The 16,259-nt window shown below is 32.5% G+C and carries 16 protein-coding genes and 1 riboswitch; of the genes, 8 read left to right on the plus strand and 8 right to left on the minus strand.

Translation table 11 applies throughout. The features are described from left to right. Positions 1-145: 145 nt before the first annotated feature. Positions 146-1,054, minus strand: coding sequence for a TlpA family protein disulfide reductase (locus C7448_RS04300; protein WP_115900142.1), 909 nt, complete (start codon positions 1,052-1,054; stop codon positions 146-148). A 66-nt stretch (positions 1,055-1,120) separates the two neighbouring features. Further along, positions 1,121-2,170: a branched-chain amino acid aminotransferase gene (locus tag C7448_RS04305; protein WP_115900143.1), complete on the minus strand. Its 1,050-nt coding sequence runs from the start codon at positions 2,168-2,170 to the stop codon at positions 1,121-1,123. A gap of 121 nt (positions 2,171-2,291) precedes the next feature. Between C7448_RS04305 and C7448_RS04310 the strand changes: the two genes are divergently transcribed. The 5 genes from C7448_RS04310 to C7448_RS04325 are packed head-to-tail and all read left to right on the plus strand — an operon-like array spanning position 2,292 to position 4,800. Then, entirely contained in the window at positions 2,292-2,804 is a 513-nt protein-coding gene (locus C7448_RS04310) for a DUF4920 domain-containing protein (RefSeq protein ID WP_115900144.1), read from the plus strand. Continuing rightward, on the plus strand, positions 2,804-3,223 hold the full coding sequence (locus C7448_RS04315; protein ID WP_115900145.1) for a hypothetical protein: 420 nt from the start codon (positions 2,804-2,806) through the stop codon (positions 3,221-3,223). The genes C7448_RS04310 and C7448_RS04315 overlap by 1 nt, the downstream gene beginning before the upstream one ends. A 7-nt stretch (positions 3,224-3,230) precedes the next feature. Further along, a complete protein-coding gene (gene mnmD / locus C7448_RS04320; protein ID WP_115900146.1) occupies positions 3,231-3,893 on the plus strand; it encodes a tRNA (5-methylaminomethyl-2-thiouridine)(34)-methyltransferase MnmD in 663 nt (220 codons plus the stop codon). Between the two features lie 55 nt (positions 3,894-3,948). After that, positions 3,949-4,080 carry a hypothetical protein gene (locus C7448_RS16090; protein WP_262510980.1) on the plus strand — a complete coding sequence of 44 codons (132 nt, stop codon included), beginning with the start codon at positions 3,949-3,951 and terminating at the stop codon, positions 4,078-4,080. After that, positions 4,081-4,800, plus strand: coding sequence for a tRNA1(Val) (adenine(37)-N6)-methyltransferase (locus C7448_RS04325; RefSeq protein WP_115900147.1), 720 nt, complete (start codon positions 4,081-4,083; stop codon positions 4,798-4,800). Positions 4,801-4,840: 40 nt separating this feature from the next. Here C7448_RS04325 and C7448_RS04330 read toward each other — a convergent pair whose 3' ends face one another. The 6 genes from C7448_RS04330 to C7448_RS04355 all read right to left on the minus strand — a co-directional run bounded on the left by C7448_RS04330 (position 4,841) and on the right by C7448_RS04355 (position 12,313). Beyond that, positions 4,841-5,269, minus strand: a complete 429-nt coding sequence (locus C7448_RS04330) for an acyl-CoA thioesterase (protein ID WP_115900148.1) — start codon at positions 5,267-5,269, stop codon at positions 4,841-4,843. Positions 5,270-5,344: 75 nt separating this feature from the next. Further along, complete coding sequence (gene metE / locus C7448_RS04335) at positions 5,345-7,669, minus strand: 5-methyltetrahydropteroyltriglutamate--homocysteine S-methyltransferase (RefSeq protein WP_115900149.1); 2,325 nt, start codon at positions 7,667-7,669, stop codon at positions 5,345-5,347. A 185-nt stretch (positions 7,670-7,854) separates the two neighbouring features. Next, positions 7,855-8,039, minus strand: a riboswitch (cobalamin riboswitch). Positions 8,040-8,150: 111 nt separating this feature from the next. Beyond that, on the minus strand, positions 8,151-8,897 hold the full coding sequence (locus C7448_RS04340) for a DJ-1/PfpI family protein (protein ID WP_115900150.1): 747 nt from the start codon (positions 8,895-8,897) through the stop codon (positions 8,151-8,153). A 6-nt stretch (positions 8,898-8,903) separates the two neighbouring features. Next, the gene (locus C7448_RS04345) at positions 8,904-10,178 is read right to left on the minus strand and encodes an NAD(P)/FAD-dependent oxidoreductase (RefSeq protein ID WP_115900151.1); all 1,275 of its coding nucleotides are present in this window, start codon (positions 10,176-10,178) and stop codon (positions 8,904-8,906) included. A gap of 82 nt (positions 10,179-10,260) precedes the next feature. Continuing rightward, positions 10,261-10,830 carry a Crp/Fnr family transcriptional regulator gene (locus C7448_RS04350; protein ID WP_115900152.1) on the minus strand — a complete coding sequence of 190 codons (570 nt, stop codon included), beginning with the start codon at positions 10,828-10,830 and terminating at the stop codon, positions 10,261-10,263. A gap of 112 nt (positions 10,831-10,942) precedes the next feature. Then, positions 10,943-12,313 (minus strand): saccharopine dehydrogenase family protein, encoded by a 1,371-nt coding sequence (locus C7448_RS04355; protein WP_115900153.1) that lies wholly within the window; start codon positions 12,311-12,313, stop codon positions 10,943-10,945. 80 nt (positions 12,314-12,393) lie between these two features. On the opposite strand from C7448_RS04355, the gene C7448_RS04360 reads away from it, so the two are divergent. From C7448_RS04360 to ade, 3 genes are all read left to right on the plus strand, one after another. Beyond that, the gene (locus C7448_RS04360) at positions 12,394-12,774 is read left to right on the plus strand and encodes a DUF423 domain-containing protein (RefSeq protein WP_115900154.1); all 381 of its coding nucleotides are present in this window, start codon (positions 12,394-12,396) and stop codon (positions 12,772-12,774) included. An 86-nt stretch (positions 12,775-12,860) separates the two neighbouring features. Then, a complete protein-coding gene (gene pckA / locus C7448_RS04365; RefSeq protein ID WP_115900155.1) occupies positions 12,861-14,453 on the plus strand; it encodes a phosphoenolpyruvate carboxykinase (ATP) in 1,593 nt (530 codons plus the stop codon). A 91-nt stretch (positions 14,454-14,544) separates the two neighbouring features. Next, positions 14,545-16,167 carry an adenine deaminase gene (gene ade, locus C7448_RS04370; RefSeq protein ID WP_115900156.1) on the plus strand — a complete coding sequence of 541 codons (1,623 nt, stop codon included), beginning with the start codon at positions 14,545-14,547 and terminating at the stop codon, positions 16,165-16,167. Positions 16,168-16,259 lie beyond the last annotated feature (92 nt).

The following is a 16,259-nucleotide window of genomic DNA, read 5'->3' on the forward strand; positions in this document are numbered from 1 at the left end:
CCTAAATTGTAATCACACTGTGTACGCTTCTTCTTGGATACATTGTTTTTCATAAAATAAGTCTAAATTGTGTAAACTTATTTCAGGACGAGACATAGATAAATAAAAAAGCTCCTCATTGAGGAGCTTTTTTATATTTTGTTATCTATTTACCCATAATTCTTTCTAATTCTGATGTTAATGTTTTAACATTATTAACCATTTTAATAATAATACCATTAGCATCTACAATTAAATGTGTAGGATATTGTTTAACTTTTAGTTTCTTAGCCATGTAATCCTTTTGTTCTGGGATAGTTGGATATTTAAACTCTTTGGTCTCTAAAAATTTAACCAATTCATCTTTTTTATCAAAAGCTAAACTAACAAATTCAATTTTTTCATCCTTGTATTTATCCACCAACTCATTTAATTCAGGAAACTCTTCAACACACACTTTACAAGTAATAAACCAACACTTTAGTACTAACAATTTTCCTTTTGTGTCAGCTTTATTGTGTGGATTACCATTTAAATCAACAAAGTTGTAATTAGGAAGTTTTTTACCTTCCATTTTAAAATATTGATGTGCTATAGAAGCTTTACTAACAATTGATTTTTTGATTTTTTCATTCGAAGAATCATCTATACTCGTAAGTTGATATTGTGCTTTTCCGTCTTTTTCATACTTAATAGGAATGTATGCACCAGTACGAAGTAAGGTTAAAAAGATACCTTTTTCCATGATAGCACCCTTATCATCCATAGGAATGAAAGTTGACATTAAATCAATATTTTCCTTTGTGTAAGCTTCCCAATTATCAAAGTTTTTTTGAATATCTTCAGTATCAATAGAAAATGAACCTGTCGAAGAACCTTCAAGAGTTAAGGCTTCTTCAGAAGTATTATCTTCATTAATAGGAGGTTCTTCTTCCTTTTTGGGAGTAATTACTTCATTACTTTGAGCTATGGTTTTATCTTCATTTGAAATTGAATTAGAATAAATATCTAATCCAAAAAATGAAATTGCAAAACCTACTCCTATTGATAATAAAGCTAGTACAATATTTCTCATTTCTTTAGAATTTTTTGTTTAAAAACTTAATTCTGCTTACTAATATAGCTTTTTTTAATGAAATGATTAAACTTTAACCCTCCAGTTGTGCTTATCTTCTAGTTTGTTGTATTGAATGTTAAGTAGTTTTTCTTTGAAGAAAGAAGCATAAGAATCACTTACTTCTGGTAATTCAAAAGTATCATTTTGGTGTTTAAACCCTTTTATAGGATTTATTACAGCAGCAGTACCAGAACCAAAAATTTCTTTTAGTTCACCTTGCCTTGCTGCTTCTTTAATTTCAGCAACTGATACTCTTTTAATTTCAATATCTATGTTGTAGTCTTTTGCAAGTTGAATAATCGATTTACGAGTAACACCATCTAAAATACGGTCACTTGTTGGTGCAGTTATAAGTTTATCTCCTACTCTAAAAAAGACATTCATTGTACCTGCTTCTTCAAGGTATTCGTGTGTATTTGCATCGGTCCAAACAATTTGTTGATACCCTTCTTTATGCGCTAAACTAGTAGGGTAAAATTGAGCTGCGTAGTTACCAGCCGCTTTTGCAAAACCAACACCACCATCAGCAGAACGACTATATTTTTCAGCAAAAAGAACTCTAACTTCACCAGCATAATAAGATTGTGCAGGAGAGCAAATAATTATAAATTTATACTCTTCGGCAGGAGAAGCAGCTATAGCTCCTTCAGAAGCAATAATAAATGGACGAATATATAACGAGTTTCCTATTCCTTTTTTAATCCACGCATTGTCCAATTCAAGAAGTTTTTTTAATCCCCCAAAAAATACATTTTCAGGAACTGGAGGCATCGCTAAACGAGCACCAGATTTATTAATTCTATGAAAGTTTTCATCCGGACGAAATAAAAACACACCATCATTATCGTCCTTATAAGCTTTCATTCCCTCAAAAACAGCTTGTCCGTAATGAAAAACTCTAGCCGAAGGTTCAAAAGTTAAAGGTCCGTAAGGCATAATTTTAGGCGTTTTCCATTCTCCATCAGCAAAGTCACAAATCAACATATGGTCAGTAAAAGTGCGACCGAATGCTAAGTTGTTAAAATCTACTGTATCTATTTTCGATTCTTGTATAAGCTCAATATCAATATTCATTATGTGATTAATTTTAGAAGTGCCACGAAGATACGAAATCTAGTGGTATATTTTGAGTTTAGCCCCTTGCATGAAGAAATATGAGTATATTTGTTGATATGTTAATTTTAAATTTTTGAAAATGAAAAGACTACTAGTGTTTGCTATGGTTTTAAGTATAGCGTTTGTTTCTTGTAAAGTTGAAAATAAGAAAGAAACTACCGAAGCGAATAATGTTAAAGAGCAAAAGATAGAATATGCATCTTTTGGTGAAGAGATTACAGATGCAGATGTTGTTTCTGCTGAAGAGATGCGAGCTGAATTCAAAAACTTAAAAAAAGGAGATACCCTAAACATAAAATTTACTTCAACAATTAACGAGGTATGTAAGAAAAAGGGATGTTGGATGAAGCTAGATTTAGGTGAAGAACAAGAGTCAATGGTACGCTTTAAAGATTATGGTTTTTTTATGCCTTTAAATGCAGATAACAAAGAAGTAGTAGTAAACGGAAAAGCTTTTGTTACTGAAATTTCTGTAAATGAATTACAACATTATGCTAAAGATGCAGGAAAGTCGGAAGAAGAAATAGCAAAAATTACGGAACCAAAATACACCTATGCTTTTGAAGCTGATGGAGTATTAATGAAGAAATAATGAAACAATTAATTGTTGTTTTATTGATGTCTTTGGTGCTTTTTTCCTGTAAAGACAAAAAGAAAGAACCAAAAGAAGAACTTATTATGTATCAATCTTCAGAAATGGCAGCCTTAATGAATGCTATGTATGAAGGGAACATGACAATTAAGAATAAAATTTTAGAAGGTGAATCAATAGGTAACTTTCCTGAAACCTATCTGAATATTCATTCTGCGGTTTTAACCGATCCAGCAGATAGAAATACAAGTTTTGAAGCTTTTTCAAAACTGTATATTCAAAATATGCAGCAAGTGTATTCGGGATCAAAAGATTCTTTAAAACAGAATTTTAATCAAGCTGTAAATAGTTGTATTGCCTGTCATAAAACAACTTGTACAGGACCAATACCAAGAATTAAAAAATTACTGATTAAATAGTTTAGTTATAAAACGGGAAATTATCATAACGTCCGATGGTTCTACAACCATTCATTTACCAGATTGGAATGAACAATATCATTCTAAGCATGGTGCAATACAAGAAGCATATCATGTGTTTATAAGAAATGGATTAAGGTATGTAGATGCTAAAAGTATTTCTGTTTTAGAAATAGGTTTTGGTACAGGACTCAATTGTTTTATCACGTTATTGGAAGCAGGGAAAAAAGTTGATTATGTTGGAGTAGAGGCTTATCCTGTAGCAAAAGAAGAAGTTGAAAAACTAAATTATGTAGTAGAGTTGGAAGCTCAGGATAAGGAAACACTATTTGAGAAAATCCATGAAGTTTCTTGGGAAGAAAAGCAGGATATTACTCCTGATTTTTCATTGACAAAACGTAAACAGTTTTTTGCTGAAATTACCGATGAAAATTATTTTGACTTGATTTACTTTGATGCTTTTGGAGCAAAAGTACAACCTAATTTGTGGACAGAGGATATTTTTAAAATTATGTTTGCAGCGTTAAAACCAGAAGGAGTTTTAGTAACCTATTCAGCAAAAGGAAGTGTACGACGAGCAATGCAGGCGGTAGATTTTGATGTAGAACGCTTACCTGGACCTCCAGGGAAAAGAGAGATGTTGCGAGCAACAAAAGTAAGTGGTGAGTAACATTTAACATAATTAAAAGCCTAATGAAATTAGTCTAGTAAATAGAAACAAATAAATGGAGTTTAAAAGACGTTTTGGTAATAGAAAAAAAGGAAATCCTAAAAAAGGGTTATTTCTAGTAATCTTATTAATCATTGTATTGTATTTGTTTTTCAATGCAGAAAAAATTATTGGAAGATTTTTATAAATGAAGCCATTTCAATTTAAAGAGTTTACAGTACACCAAGATAAAACTGCAATGAAAATAGGTACCGATTCGGTATTGCTAGGTGCGTGGTGTGATTTAGGAGGATACCCTGATACAATATTAGATGTTGGTTCAGGCACAGGTGTTATTTCATTGATGTTAGCACAACGAAGTGATGCGATGACCATTGATGCAGTTGAAGTTGATGAAAGTGCTTATGAACAAACGGTTGAAAATTTTGAGCAATCAGCTTGGGGAGATAGACTTTTTTGTTACAATGCTTCTTTTGTAGAGTTTGTTGAAGAAATGGCTGAGGAAGAAGAAGAGTACGATATAATTATATCCAATCCGCCATTTTATACTGATGACTATGAAACGGAGGATGTAGCACGAAATAAAGCACGATTTACAAGTTCACTGTCTTTTGAAGAGTTAGTACAAGGAGTAAGTGAAATATTGTCCGAAAACGGAAGGTTCTCATCCATTATACCGTTTAAAGAAGAAAGAAATTTTATTAAATTAGCTGAAAAGCATAACTTATATGTAAATAGAACTTGTAGAGTAAAAGGAAATCCAACATCAGAAATAAAACGTAGTTTGTTAGAATTTTCGTTTACTGAAGCTACAGTTCAGGAAGAAGAATTAATTATAGAAACCAAAAGGCACCAGTATACTGATGCCTATATAAATCTTACAAAAGATTTTTATTTGAAGATGTAATTTTTTATGTGGATACCTTTTTCAAAAACGTCATTTAATGTTAACTCAGTTCTTGTTGTGAAGAATGGAGTTTTTGAGTGTCAGTTTTTATAACTTCGATTGGGTTTTTATTCTCATCAATAGCAACAAAGGTAAACTCACCCTCAATGGCTTTTTCTCTATGATGTGAGTACATATGCTCTGTATAAATTTTAACGGTAACTTTCAAACTTTTGTTACCTATATAGCTAACTTTTCCTATTAACTCAATAATAGTTCCAGCAGGAATTGGTTTTTTAAAATCAATTTTATCACTACTTACAGTTACAACTTTTTGCCTACAAAATCGTGTCGCAGTAATAAAAGCAACTTCATCCATTAGTTGCATAGCAGTTCCTCCGAACAGTGTATCATAGTGATTTGTTGTGTTTGGAAATACGGCTTTAAAAATACGTGTTTCCGATTGTATTATTTTTTCTTCTGTGGTCATTTTTAGTGGGAGTTTATATGATAATTAGTGCCCAAAAAGTTTTGTGTTTTTGGGCACTTTATAATTAGTCAGCTGTTAGGTAATAGTTTCCAGTGTATTAGTATTGTACCTTAATGAAGCTTCTTTTGCAGCCGAAACCATAGCAAGTAAAGCTTTTTCTGTTTCATCCCAATGTCTGGTTTTAAGACCACAATCAGGATTTACCCAAAGCTGGGAGGCTGGAATAACTTTTTGAGCTTTGTGTAAGAGTTCAGTCATTTCTTGAATAGAAGGAACTCTAGGTGAATGAATGTCATACACTCCAGGGCCAATTTCATTGGGGTATTTAAAATCAGCAAAAGCATTTAATAGTTCCATTTGAGAACGAGAACATTCAATAGTAATAACATCGGCATCCATATCAGCAATGTTTTGAATGATGTCGTTAAACTCTGAATAACACATATGCGTATGTATTTGTGTAGCGTCATCTACACCGCATGATGAAATTTTAAAAGCTTCAACAGCCCATTTTAGATAGTTTTTCCAGCCTGATTTTCGTAGAGGAAGTCCTTCTCTTATAGCAGGTTCATCAATTTGAATAATTCTGATACCCGCTTTTTCTAGATCTGTAACTTCATCGCGAATAGCTAATGCAATTTGTTTACAGGTAGTTGAACGAGGTTGGTCATCGCGCACAAAAGACCATTGTAAAATGGTAACAGGCCCTGTTAACATTCCTTTAACCCAATTGTTAGTTAAAGATTGAGCGTATTGTGACCAGTAAACAGTCATTGGATGAGGTCGATAAACATCACCGTAAATAATAGGAGGTTTTACACAGCGGCTACCATAACTTTGAACCCAACCTTTTTTTGTAAAAGTTACTCCAGCAAGTTGTTCACCAAAATATTCTACCATATCATTTCGCTCATACTCACCATGAACCAAAACATCTAGCCCTATTTTTTCTTGCCATTGAATGGTTTTTTGAGTTTCTTTCTTTAGTAAATATTTATATTCCTCACTATTTAAGGAGCCTTTTTTAAATTGAGCTCTCCAGCTTCTTACTTCCTTAGTTTGGGGGAATGAACCAATGGTTGTAGTAGGAAATAATGGTAAATTCAATACTTTTTCTTGAGCTTTTTTACGAGTAGAAAAGGCATTTTTTCTTTGAGAGTCTACTTCAGCAATGGCATCAACACGCTGTTTTACATCATTATGATGAATCAATGCTGAAGATTTTCTGCTAGCAATTGCTTTTTTGTTTTCTTCAAAAGCATTTAAAATAGCTTTATCAGTAGTACCTTCAGATAGTTTTTTTAATAAACTTACTTCTGTAAGTTTTTGCTTAGCGAAAGCAAGCCATTGTTTAATATCATTATCTAAAGATGTTTCTAATTCTAAATCGCAAGGAGCGTGTAATAAGGAACAAGAAGAAGCAATAAAGATTCTATCAGAACCTAATTTATCGGTTGCTTTTTGAATAAGCTGTAAAGATTTTTCAAAGTCATTTTTCCAAATGTTTCTTCCATCTACAATACCTAATGATAGAGATTTATTCTCAGGAAGAGTGTCTAATACATCGTCTAGTTGGTCTTCACAACGAACTAAGTCGATATGTAATGTGTCGATAGGTAGTGTGTTAGCTAATGAAAGATTGTCTTTTAAACCTTCAAAGTAAGAGGTAACTATAAACTTTAATTTAGGAAACTTTTTTCTAATTTCATTATAGATAAACTGATAGGTTTCTTTGGCTTTTTCGTTTAGGTCTAACGCTAAAAAAGGTTCATCAAACTGAATCCATTCAGCACCCTGGGCTTGAAGTTCTTGAAGTATTTCAATATAAACAGGAAGTAACTTTGAAGCTAAATCTAACTTATCAAAACCTTCTTCTTTTTCTTTACCTAAAAGAAGGTAGCTAACCAGACCAATAATTACAGGTTTAGCATTAACTCCTAATTGTTTAGCACCAACAAATTCATTAACAATTTTATTAGAGAATAGTTTAAATTCTTGGTTTTTATAGAATTCAGGAACAATGTAATGGTAATTAGTGTCAAACCACTTAGTCATTTCCATAGCAGTAATATCAAGTTCATCTTTTTGATATCCTCTTGCCATGGCAAAATAAAGATCTAGTTCAGAGTTTGAGGTTTTTAAAGCTACTTCGTTGTAACGTTTAGGAATAGCACCAACGCTGAGTGTCATATCTAACACTTGATCGTAATAAGAAAAATCATTACAAGGAATAAGGTCTATACCTGCTTCTTGTTGTGTTTTCCAATTTTCTTGACAGATGTTTCTTCCTGTTTCAAGAAGTTCCTGTAAACTAGTTTTGCCTGACCAATATTGCTCGCAGGCTTTTTTGAGTTCTCTGTTGCTACCAATACGCGGATAGCCAAGAATGTGCGTTTGCATTTTCTTTTAAACTTTTATAATTAAACATTAATTTTAAAAGCTCTTTTAGATGCTTCGCAATGCTAAAAACGATAAGATGTTTGAGAAAAATAATGACATACCAAAAAAGCACAGCATTTCATAAAGAAAGTGTGCGTTAAAAATATATCATCGGTATGACCCAAAAGCTTCAAATCGCGAAAGCATTGTCAATATCCGAATAGGCAGGTCTCCTGACTTATAACAGTTTTTATCATCCTTCCCGCTTTGCAGTGGATATACTAGGATAAAAACTTTTGGTGTGTTACTTACAGTTGCGCGACAGTTCGTGATTTTCACACGATTCCCTATTAATCTACAGCTAAGTAAAACCTTTTCGGTTGATGAAGTATGTAAAGAACTTATCGGGGTAAATGTATGTATTATTTTTTTAGAAAGGAGGATAAAAAAAGCATCAATTAATTGATGCTTTTGTTTGAAAAAGAAAATTTAAAACTAATATTTATTTTTCCCAGTTTTTAAGTTGATTCAAATATAGATAGCTTTCAACAAATTTTCTATGTTCGGTACTTGTCATAGTTTCGAGAAGTTCTAACGCTGAGATATAACTAGCTAAATTTCCGTTTGAAGATAAAAACTTACCATCTTTAACAAAAGTTACCAAGCTGTCATTTTGCACTTTTAAATTAGGATAATCTTTTTGCAATTGCACACCACCACCAATCCATGTTACAATTTTATGACCATCAGCAATACCAGATTTACCAATTAAATTTGCACCAGCGCAATTGCTTACTGTAAATTGAGTTTCTTGGTTTTTTGTTTTTATAAAATCTACGATTTTATCATTATGCACTTGCGCATACATATCGTAAGCACTTGGAACAAATAAAGCTGTTAGTTTGGGGCAATTATCAAAAGTGTAGTCTGGAACAAAATGCATTCCTTCTTCGGTAGTAATAGGTTTAGCTGTTTCAGCTATAGCTACTACATTAAAAAGTTGTTTGCCCTCTTTGTTTGATTTTCCAAAAACATCAGATGTTGCTATAACTTCTCCTTGTAAAACTCCGTTAAACATTAAAAGCCCTATAGTTGGTAATTCAGGATTAAATGGTTTTAGATGTTTAGTTAGAGTATCAGATGGAGATACAACTTGTTCAACTTTTTTATCGGGTTTCGATTTTCCTGAATTACAACGAACAGTAATAATTGCAAAAACCAGTATAATTATAATGCTAAAGTTTTTCATGTGTTTTTATTTAGTATCTCTTTGAGTAGGTTTAATAATCATTCTAAAATACTGGTCTTTATATATGTAATAGCCTAACCAGTTGTATAGAGTTCTCACTTTGTTTTTGAAATTTACAAGTCCCATAATGTGTACAAAAATCCAAATTAACCAAGCAACGAAACCTTTTAAAGATTGTTTTTGCCCAGGGAAATCAAGTACAGCCTTATTTCGTCCAATAATAGCTAATGAACCTTTATCATTGTATTGAAAAGTCTTCCAGTTACTATTTTTTCTAGAAAGATTTTTAGCTAAGTTTCTAGCTTGTTGTAATGCAGGTTGTGCTAATTGAGGATGTCCTTTAGGATAGTTTTCGTCTCCTAAAATCAAAGCACAGTCCCCTAAAGCATAAATGTTATCATATGAATGTACTAGGTTGAACTGATTTGTTTTTAACCTTCTACCAGCACCAAAACTCTCCTTTGAAAAACCATCAAATGTTTTAGCAGACACACCAGCTGCCCATATAAGGTTTTTAGTATGTATTTTTTCTCCGTTTGACAAATACACGGTTTCACCATCAAAATCATTAACCATGGTGTTCATTGTCAAAGTTACCCCAAGTTCACTTAACTTTTGAGAGGTGTATTCTTGTGCTTTTTTTGACATAGGAGCTAATACAGAGCTTTGACCATCGATAAGGTGTATTTCTCCAAAATCATTTTCGTCTAGCTCAGGGTAGTCTTTTATGATAATTGAAGTTTTAATCTCGGATAAAATCCCTGAAAGTTCAACACCTGTAGGGCCTGCGCCAGCAATAACAAAAGTTAAACACTTTTTTCTTTCTTCTGGATTGTGAATTCTTGTAGCTCGGTCAAATCGAGTTAAAATAACATTTCTAAGAGACAGCGCATCACTAATGGTTTTCATTGGTAAACTGTACTTTTCAATGTTTTTGTTTCCAAAAAAGTTACTTTCTGTACCAGTTGCCATTACTAGGATGTCATATTCTATTTCTCCATTACTTACGACTATTTTATTTTCTTCTGGAACAATTTTTTCAAGAGTACCCAGTCGAAAACGAGCGTTTTTAAATTTTCTTAAAATTTTTCTGAATGGATAACTAATTGCAGAAGGTTCCATAAAACCTGTGGATACTTGGTAGATTAAAGGAGGAAAGAAATTGTAGTTGTTACTATCTACTAGAATAATCTGATAATTTTCTGAATTTCCTAACCCTTTTATAAGTTCTAATCCAGCAAAACCGCCGCCAACAACGACGATTTTTTTCATATTTTTCATAATGCTATTATGCCCTTAAATTAATATAAGTACAAAGGTAGTTAAGAAGATTTCAGTAAAAAATAAACTAGCTTAAGAAATGTTATTTTCTTTTAATTTCACTTAAATATTCAGGAGTTAACCCTAAAAAGCTTGCTAATAAATATTGGGGTACTCGTTTTACAAATTCAGGAAAATCTTCTTTAAACCTAAAATACATTTCTTCTTTAGAGTAGCTGTTTATGTATTTTAAACGCATTAAAGCAGCTCCATAAGCTGTTTCGTAAATATTTCGGAAGTACTTTTCTAATAAAGGGAATTGATTTAATAGCTTATTATACTTTGAAGAGGAGATTGAAAAAACTACAGAATTTTCAACTGTCTCTATAGTAAAGTTAGACTTTTTTTTGTTTTGAAAAGCTAAAAAATCAGTTAGCCACCAATTTTCTAAAGCAAACTGTGTAGTTTTTTTATAGCCTAAATCATCAATAAAATATAATTGTAAACAACCTTTAGCAACAAAAAATAGTTTATCGCACCGCTTATCAGTAAATAATAATGTTTCTTTTTTCTTGTAGGATTGATGATCGAAAAAAGATAAAACTTCAGATAATTCCTCTTCAGAAAGAGGAATATAATTTTTAATATGATTTTTTAAAACGCTATCAGGCATTAATTAGTGTTGTGATAAAGTGTAAAAATACTAACTTTATAATGACTCTCTTTAGTTTTAAAAGGAAAAGGCACCCTAAACAGATGCCTTCCTTTGTTAGCTTTAGTAGATTTTATCCCTTTACACTCTCAGGGTTATATCCTAAATAAGGTACTTCTTTTTCTATAAATTTGATTCCGTAGTCCTCTAGTTCTTTTAAAATAGGTTCATATACTTCTTTGTTAATAGGCAATTGTACACCAGGAGTGGTAATATCACCATTTAAAATACGTAGAGTTGCCATAGCTACAGGTAGTCCAACAGTTTTCGCCATAGCAGTGTAAGTTTGGTCATCCCCTTTAATTACCATACTACTTTCTATTTGGTATTTATCTTCTTTGTACTGATGTCCAAAAATATGATGCATTACAATCATGTCTTTGTCTTTAGCTTCAAGAGTCCAAGAATCCATCAATATTTTTTGTAGAATCTCTGCAGGCGTAGCGTTTTTCAATCCTACTTTTTTATTTGGGTTGAATATATCTAACTCTACAAACTTATCCCACATCAAATCATCTTGATCAATTTTTGTATACGAACGGAACTTTAACTCGACTGAATCAGAAGGAGAATACGCCAAGAAAAGGTTCGTGAAATCACGATAACTCATGTTTTCTGAATCTTCAATAGTATACGAATCATCAGTCATTCCTAATTGAACAAAAACGTTCCAAGCACGAGAGAAACCAACTTTACGAACGGTTCCACGATACATCGTTTTAATATCTTCTAAACCATAAATACTTCTATATTTTAAAGAATCACGGTTTGCATATGCTTCAAATTTTCCACTACCATTAATGGTTAAAAATTCAGTTCTTCTAAATAATTTTTGATATGGAATATACTTGTAAGTGCCTTCTTGAATAAACATTGAAGCACCACCTTGACCTGCCAATACAACATTTCTTGGGTTCCAAGTAAACTTATAGTTCCATAAATTAGTATCACTTTCAGGAGCTACTAATCCTCCACAAAAAGATTCGAATAGCAACATTTTTCCGCCTTGTTCTTTAATACGATCTATAACTTGCATTGCACTCATGTGATCGATTCCTGGATCAAGACCAATTTCATTCATAAATACCAAACCTTTTGCTTTAGCATCTTCATCTAATGCTTTCATTTCATCAGAAATATACGAGGCAGTAACCATGTGTTTTCCGTGAGTAATACAATCCTTAGCTACTTCAATATGAAAACGAGCAGGTAACATAGAAATAACGATATCTGCTTTTTGGATTGCGTTTGAGCGTTCTTCAGCATTAAAAACATCTAACTGAATAGCGGTAGCATTTGAATGATTGTTAACTTTAGATTGAGCACTATCTAGTGAAACATCACCAATAGTTATATGTAGGTTTTCTTGTGAAGATTTATCTAATAAATATTTTATAAGTGAAGAGCTTGATCTACCAGCACCAATTATCAATATATTTCTCATTATAATGTATTTTTGTTATCAATAAGTTTAGAGGCGACAATATCGCTAAAAAAGTTTAAATTTAAACAAAAACAGTTATAATGTATAAAAATTTAACAATAGCAGCGGTTTTAGGAGTAATAGCTGTTGTTTTAGGAGCTTTTGGAGCACATGCCTTAAAAGCAAAACTAACACCAGAAGCTCTAGAGAGCTTTCAAACAGCAGTGCGCTATCAGTTTTTTCATGTGTTATTATTACTTTTTGTAAACATGTTTACTGAGTTTACAAATAAAGAAAAGAACAGGATTAGTTATTTCTTGATAGCTGGGATTTTATTGTTTTCTGGATCCATATATCTTATCTATTTAGTAAACGTTCCTGCAAAAGCAATCTGGTTTGTAACACCATTAGGAGGAACATTATTAATAGTAGGATGGAGCCTGTTAACATATAGCTTTTTAAAAAAAGTTGTTAAAAATTAAAGTTGATAAAATTTTTGTATGATTCATCAGTTTAATCAAAAAGAACTATTTTTGTCCAAAATTAAACACAACTAAAATCTTTTAAGATGACAAATCTTGATACGAAAACGATATCGTTAGATAACTTAGGCATAAAAGACGCTACGGTTCGTTATCAATTAACTTCAGACGAGTTACACGACATCACTATTGAAAAAGAACAAGGAGTAGAAACCAGTTTTGGAGCTTTGGCTGTTAAAACAGGTGAGTTCACAGGTCGTTCTCCAATGGATCGTTTTATTGTTAAAGACGATATAACTAAAGACCAAGTTTGGTGGGGAGATATCAACATTCCTTTCAATTCAGAAAAATTTGACAAGCTATACGATAAAGTAACAAACTATTTATCAAACAAAGAGGTATTTGTACGTGACAGTTATGCATGTGCGGATGAAGATTATAAGTTAAATATTCGTGTTGTAAACGAATATCCTTGGAGTAACATGTTTGCACATAATATGTTTTTACGTCCAACAGCAGAGGAGTTAAAAAACTTTTCTCCAGAATGGACTGTAGTAAATGCTCCTGGTTTTATGGCTGATCCAGAAGTGGATGGAACACGTCAACATAATTTTGCTATCTTAAATTTTACTAGAAAAGTAGCATTAATAGGTGGTACAGGGTATACAGGAGAAATTAAAAAAGGAATTTTCTCTGCGTTAAACTTTATTTTACCAGTATTTAAAAACACCTTACCAATGCACTGTTCTGCAAATGTTGGTAAAGATGGAGATACTGCTATTTTCTTCGGATTATCAGGTACAGGTAAAACTACCTTATCTACCGATCCAAATCGTAGTTTAATTGGTGATGATGAGCATGGTTGGACTGCTGAAAACACTATCTTCAATTTTGAAGGAGGGTGTTATGCAAAAGTAATTGACTTATCTCAAGCAAAAGAACCAGAAATTTACGGGGCAATTAAAAAAGGAGCTATCCTTGAAAATATTGTGATGGATGATAAAAAGAATGTAGATTTTCACGATACATCAATTACACAAAACACACGTGTAAGTTATCCTATTTATCATATTGAAAATATTCAAAAACCATCTAAAGGTGCAAACCCAAAGAACATCTTCTTCTTAACAGCAGATGCTTTTGGTGTATTGCCTCCAATATCTAAATTAACACCAGGTCAAGCAGCATATCACTTTATTTCTGGATATACAGCAAAAGTAGCAGGTACAGAGGCAGGAATCAACGAGCCTTTACCAAGTTTTTCAGCTTGTTTCGGAGCTCCATTTATGCCATTGCACCCAACACGTTATGCAGAAATGTTAAGTAAAAAAATGCAAGAAGCAGGTGTGAACGTTTGGTTAATTAACACTGGATGGACAGGTGGTGCTTACGGTACTGGTAGCAGAATGAAATTAAAGTACACTCGTGCTATGATTACAGAGGCTTTACAAGGTAATTTAGATAATGTTGAATTTGTACAACACCCAATTTTTGGATTGTCAATGCCAACTACTTGTGAAAATGTTCCTGATGAAGTGTTAAATCCAAAGCAAACATGGGTAGATAAAGATGCTTATGATGCAAAAGCTATGGAGTTAGCGAATTCATTCAGAAAGAACTTTGCTCAGTTTGAAGAAATGGCAAGTGAGGAAATTATTAAAGGAGGACCAATAGCGTAACCTTTAACAACATAGATACTAAGAAAGCATCCTTTATGGATGCTTTTTTTGTGAAAAATACTCAGTATTTTAGCAATAAATAAATTTTAGGATGATTGTACAAGGAAATATAGTCGATATACAAAATAAACGAATCTTTAAAGGAGAAGTTGAGGTTGAAGGTGGAAAGATTATAGAAGTAAGAGAAGCAGAAAATACTATAGAAAACTATATTTTACCTGGGTTTGTAGATGCCCATATTCATATTGAAAGCTCGATGTTGGTGCCATCTGAGTTTGCTAAAATAGCGGTAACTCATGGTACCGTTGCAACGGTATCTGATCCGCATGAAATTGCCAACGTGTTAGGTGTAAAAGGCGTAGATTTTATGATTGAAAACGGAAAGAAGGTTCCGTTAAAATTCAATTTTGGAGCACCATCATGCGTGCCTGCTACTTCTTTTGAAAGTGCAGGAGCAATAATTGACTCAGATGATATCAAAAAAATGATGCAGCATCCGGGTATCAAATACTTAGCGGAGATGATGAATTACCCAGGAGTGATTTATCAGGATGAAGAAGTGCTGAAAAAAATAGCTTGGGCTAAACATTATAACAAACCAATAGACGGGCATGCACCAGGACTAAGAGGAGAAGACTTAGATAAGTATATAGCAGCAGGAATTTACACAGACCATGAATGCTTTACCTATGAAGAAGGTTTAGAAAAGCTACAAAAAGGAATGAAAGTAATCATTCGAGAAGGAAGTGCTGCTAAAAACTTCGAAGCGTTGATAGACTTACTTCCTAAATATTATGAAAGCATGATGCTTTGTTCAGATGATAAACATCCTGATGATTTGTTGTTGGGGCATATCAATCAGTTATGTGAGCGTGCTGTAGCTAAAGGAATAGATGTATACAAAGTATTGAAAGCTGCTTGTATCAATCCAGTTGAGCATTACAATTTAGATGTAGGAACATTGAATGAAGGAGATACTGCTGATTTTATTGTAGTAAAAGACTTACAAAAATTTGAAGTGCTTCAAACATACATTAATGGTGAGTTAGTGGCTGAAAACGGAAAATCATTTGTACAGCATGTAGACTTTGAAGTGTTGAATAATTTTGAGACGGATACAAAAGAAGTAAGTGATTTTGAATTTCATTCAGCTTCAGAAAAGATTCGAGTAATTGAAGCGTTAGATGGAGAACTAGTGACGAATGAAATAGAAACAGATTCATTAATAAAAGACGGAAATTTGGTTTCTGATGTAGAGAATGATGTGTTAAAAATGACGGTAGTAAATCGTTATCAAAACGCTGAATCTTCTATAGCATTTATTAAAAATTTCGGACTAAAAGAAGGAGCGATAGCGAGTTCTGTTGGTCATGATTCTCATAATATTATTGCAGTTGGAGTATCAGATAAACTCATTTGTAAGGCGGTAAATCTATTAATTGAAAATAAAGGAGGTGTTTGTGCAGTAACTACCTCCGAAGAAAAAGTAGTTCCGCTTCCTGTGGCAGGAATCATGTCTGATAAATCAGCGGTAGAGATAGGAAAAGCTTATGCAGAGTTAGATGTTATGGCAAAACAACTTGGTAGTAAATTACGAGCTCCATATATGACCTTATCTTTTATGGCATTGTTGGTAATTCCATCCTTAAAGCTATCAGACAAAGGATTGTTTGATGGAAATACATTTAAATTTACTTCTTTAGAGGTCAAATAGAAAACAACAATAGATTTTATGAGTTTTATTGGAGATGTTTTTAAGTGTAATAGTTTAAAGAATCAGAATTTCAATATTAAATTTACTTAATG

Source organism: Tenacibaculum gallaicum, assembly GCF_003387615.1.
GTDB lineage: Bacteria > Bacteroidota > Bacteroidia > Flavobacteriales > Flavobacteriaceae > Polaribacter > Polaribacter gallaicus.

Bases quoted from the DNA above. Each gene is read 5' to 3' on its own strand.
- pckA (WP_115900155.1), top strand. From the start codon at position 12,861: ATGACAAATCTTGATACGAAAACGATATCGTTAGATAACTTAGGCATA.
- C7448_RS16090 (WP_262510980.1), top strand. From the start codon at position 3,949: ATGGAGTTTAAAAGACGTTTTGGTAATAGAAAAAAAGGAAATCCTAAA.
- C7448_RS04300 (WP_115900142.1), bottom strand. From the start codon at position 1,054: ATGAGAAATATTGTACTAGCTTTATTATCAATAGGAGTAGGTTTTGCA.
- metE (WP_115900149.1), bottom strand. From the start codon at position 7,669: ATGCAAACGCACATTCTTGGCTATCCGCGTATTGGTAGCAACAGAGAA.
- C7448_RS04330 (WP_115900148.1), bottom strand. From the start codon at position 5,269: ATGACCACAGAAGAAAAAATAATACAATCGGAAACACGTATTTTTAAA.
- ade (WP_115900156.1), top strand. From the start codon at position 14,545: ATGATTGTACAAGGAAATATAGTCGATATACAAAATAAACGAATCTTT.
- C7448_RS04325 (WP_115900147.1), top strand. From the start codon at position 4,081: ATGAAGCCATTTCAATTTAAAGAGTTTACAGTACACCAAGATAAAACT.
- C7448_RS04340 (WP_115900150.1), bottom strand. From the start codon at position 8,897: ATGAAAAACTTTAGCATTATAATTATACTGGTTTTTGCAATTATTACT.
- C7448_RS04350 (WP_115900152.1), bottom strand. From the start codon at position 10,830: ATGCCTGATAGCGTTTTAAAAAATCATATTAAAAATTATATTCCTCTT.
- C7448_RS04310 (WP_115900144.1), top strand. From the start codon at position 2,292: ATGAAAAGACTACTAGTGTTTGCTATGGTTTTAAGTATAGCGTTTGTT.
- C7448_RS04315 (WP_115900145.1), top strand. From the start codon at position 2,804: ATGAAACAATTAATTGTTGTTTTATTGATGTCTTTGGTGCTTTTTTCC.
- C7448_RS04355 (WP_115900153.1), bottom strand. From the start codon at position 12,313: ATGAGAAATATATTGATAATTGGTGCTGGTAGATCAAGCTCTTCACTT.
- C7448_RS04345 (WP_115900151.1), bottom strand. From the start codon at position 10,178: ATGAAAAATATGAAAAAAATCGTCGTTGTTGGCGGCGGTTTTGCTGGA.
- C7448_RS04305 (WP_115900143.1), bottom strand. From the start codon at position 2,170: ATGAATATTGATATTGAGCTTATACAAGAATCGAAAATAGATACAGTA.
- C7448_RS04360 (WP_115900154.1), top strand. From the start codon at position 12,394: ATGTATAAAAATTTAACAATAGCAGCGGTTTTAGGAGTAATAGCTGTT.